General features: G+C 59.5%; 4 protein-coding genes. All 4 read right to left on the minus strand.

The genetic code is table 11. The features are described from left to right. Positions 1 to 113 precede the first annotated feature (113 nt). Genes ACYVOC_RS17680 through ACYVOC_RS17695 form a run of 4 tightly spaced genes read right to left on the minus strand, consistent with a single transcriptional unit; the run spans position 114 to position 2,872 of the window. Entirely contained in the window at positions 114 to 905 is a 792-nt protein-coding gene (locus ACYVOC_RS17680; protein WP_116005178.1) for a class II glutamine amidotransferase, read from the minus strand. A gap of 35 nt (positions 906 to 940) precedes the next feature. Then, a complete protein-coding gene (locus ACYVOC_RS17685; RefSeq protein ID WP_461162647.1) occupies positions 941 to 2,410 on the minus strand; it encodes a DHA2 family efflux MFS transporter permease subunit in 1,470 nt (489 codons plus the stop codon). A gap of 11 nt (positions 2,411 to 2,421) precedes the next feature. Continuing rightward, positions 2,422 to 2,610, minus strand: coding sequence for a 4-oxalocrotonate tautomerase (locus ACYVOC_RS17690; protein ID WP_116005176.1), 189 nt, complete (start codon positions 2,608 to 2,610; stop codon positions 2,422 to 2,424). A 28-nt stretch (positions 2,611 to 2,638) separates the two neighbouring features. Then, positions 2,639 to 2,872: a cysteine-rich CWC family protein gene (locus tag ACYVOC_RS17695; protein ID WP_461162648.1), complete on the minus strand. Its 234-nt coding sequence runs from the start codon at positions 2,870 to 2,872 to the stop codon at positions 2,639 to 2,641. Positions 2,873 to 2,993 lie beyond the last annotated feature (121 nt).

Raw genomic sequence — 2,993 nt, forward strand, 5'->3', positions numbered from 1 at the left:
CAGGCTCTTACAGCGCAGCAACGCCCCTCTCAGCAATGAGCGGGGCGTTCCTGTTTCTGGGACTGGATATTGAAAGAACCCTCAGTCTGAAGCGCAGTTTTTAAAAAATTGCATTACGGCGCTTGCGGACGGGATATTTCTGGATGGAAGACAGCGCCATCCACAAATACCTTGAGTTCTTGGTGCCCAAAGGCGGTCCAGGGCTCGTCCCGTGTCAGCGGGGCAGTCACAATGACGGCAACCTTGTCGCTCGGTGAGGTCTGCGTAGAGAAATCCACATGCAAATCCTCGTCGGCCAGTTGGGCGCTGGCAAAGGGATGGCGACGCTCGATAAAGTACAGATTGGAGGAGGCGTGCGCCCAGAGAGCTTGGCCGTTGGAGAGCAGGAAGTTGAAAGTGCCATGGGGTGCAATGCGCGACGCCAGCTCACGGAGTGTGAGTGTGAGTTCGCTGATACTGGGCACCTGGGCATGGGACTTGGCCAGTTCCTGCATGATCCAGCAAAATGCATGCTCGCTGTCGGTAGCACCCACTGGGTGAAAGCTGCCATGTAGCAGGGGACGAAAGTCCTTCAAGTCGCCGTTGTGCGCAAAAACCCAATACCGTCCCCACAGTTCCCGCACAAAAGGATGGCAGTTTTGCAGTGCGACGGCGCCTTGGGTCGCTTTGCGAATGTGTGCAATCACATTGCAGCTCTGGATTGGATAGCGTCGAATGAGGTCTGCGACCGGTGAATCGAGCGCACGTTGGTGATCCACAAAGTGACGCACACCTTTGTCTTCAAAAAATGCGATGCCCCAGCCGTCGCTATGGTCGCCGGTATGTCCGGCCCGTTGCGCAAAACCCGTGAAGCTGAAGGTCACGTCCGTGGGCGTGTTGCAGTTCATTCCCAAAAGCTGGCACATATAACTTGCGGGCGACGAGCGCTTTGGATAGAAAATTATTGAACGGAGGAGGCTGCTGGAGGTGTCTCGCGCAGTTGCCAAGCCGCCACCAGCGCAAGCAGACACAGGCCGGCGAGCATCAGGAAGGTTTCGCCAAACGCTGTGACGCGCGCAGGGCTGCTGGCGGCTACGGAAAGTGCGTCGCCGTGGGCTGCGATACGCCACTCCAGCACAATACCGCAGAGGCTGACGCCGGCCGCGCCGCCGAGCATACGCACAAAGCCGATGGCGCTCGATGCCTGAGAGATCAGAGGCTTGGGCAGGGGGCGCATGGCGCCCAGGTTGAGTGAAGGCAGGATGAAGCCAAGACCGACACGCCCCAGGATGGAAAACAGCACCAGCATCCACATCGCTGATTGCAGGCCAACCAGTAGCATGAGCGCAAAAGAAAGTGCTAGCAAGGCCAGCCCGATACTGACCAGCATTTGGGTAGATTGCCGGTCGGCCAGGCGTCCGACGATAGGGATGGTTATGGCCAGCACAATACCGGCGGGCAGCATGATGGTGCCCACCAGCGAGGCCGACATTTGCAAGCCTAACTGCATGAAGACTGGCAGCAGATAGGTTGAACCGAAAAGCGCCGTCCCATAGATGAACGCCACTACGCTGCCCATGGCGAAGGAGCGGTAGCCAAATACGCGCAAATCCATCAAGGGATGTCGGCCGGTGTTCGCCTGACGGCGCTGCCACCAGATGAACAGCACCAGGGAAAACACTGCGCCCAGCAGCAGGCCAAGGGCCTCGGCAAGTGGACCACTGTGCAGGGAAACCAGACCATTGAGCAGGCACAACGTGCCCAGCGTGCCAAGCGCCAGGCCGCGCCAGTCGAGCGAAGCACTTTTTGGGTCTGCGCTCACGCCGCCAGGCGCATTCACCGGGACATATTTCCAGGCCAATGCGATCGATGCGATACAGAACGGCACCACCATAAAAAAGATGGACCGCCAGCCAAACCAGTCCACCAACAGGCCACCGATGCTGGGCCCTATAGCTGGCGCCAGCACCACTCCCATCCCAAAAAACCCGCTTGCCCGACCTTGCTCATGCGGTTGAAACGCATGCAGGATGATGACAGCCGGAATCGGTTGCACAATGCCCGCCGCCAGCCCTTCGGCCACGCGGGCGACCATGACCAGGCTGAAGTGGTGGGCCAGCCCGCCTGCCATGCCGCCCAGCAGCAACAGCACCATGGCCGAGATGTAGGTGTGCCGATAGCCATAGCGGGACAGGAGCCATGGTGTGGTGAGCATGGACGCCGTAGTGGCGACCATGAAGCCAGAGCTCACCCACTGCGCGCGGGCCTGGCCCAAGACAAAGTGGTGGCTGATGTCAGGAATCGCTACGTTGACGATGGTCGATGACATGATCGACGCCATCGTGCCGACCATGACGGACAGCAGCAGCAGCCAGCGATAGTGCTCGCCATGGCGCTCACGCAGCACGGCCGCGGAATCGGTGCTGCGCATGGGGATTTTGCCTAGCTGCGTTCCAGCCAGAGCTTGCCGCCGGTGGCCCAGTTTTCACGCTTCACATCGGTGATGAGAATGTCGACAGACTCTGGAGAGCCACCCAAAACTTCGACAGAAACACGGGTGATCTCTTCCACCAGCTTGCGTTTTTGCTCAATGGTGCGGCCTTCCATCATCTCGATATGGTACGTGGGCATGGGGCGTAATCCTCGTGTAAAAAATGGATCATAAAGGCGCAGTTGTTGCAGCGCCCGGTGGTACTTGCAAACCCCGACCGCAGGATGGGCAGATGCAGCGTTGGCCGCGCTCCTGCGGCGCCAGGGATGCCAGTGCCATGGGCGTGATCACGCCGTGCATACACCAGCATTCATCTGCAGGCTGGCCTTGCGCCATGGCGCATTGGTTGGGTTGGCCGCACAAAGGGCATTGGGCGGCAGAAGGGGCTTGCGGTTGCGGCATGGCCTTCAGTGTAGGGCGCAGGTACCGAGAAGGCACAACGGCGCCCGAAGGCCAATGCCAGTCAGTTAAGACGGCAGCTTGCCCCGGGCAGGTAAAAAGGGAGCATGTTCGTCATGCTCCC

The organism is Simplicispira piscis (assembly GCF_054783455.1).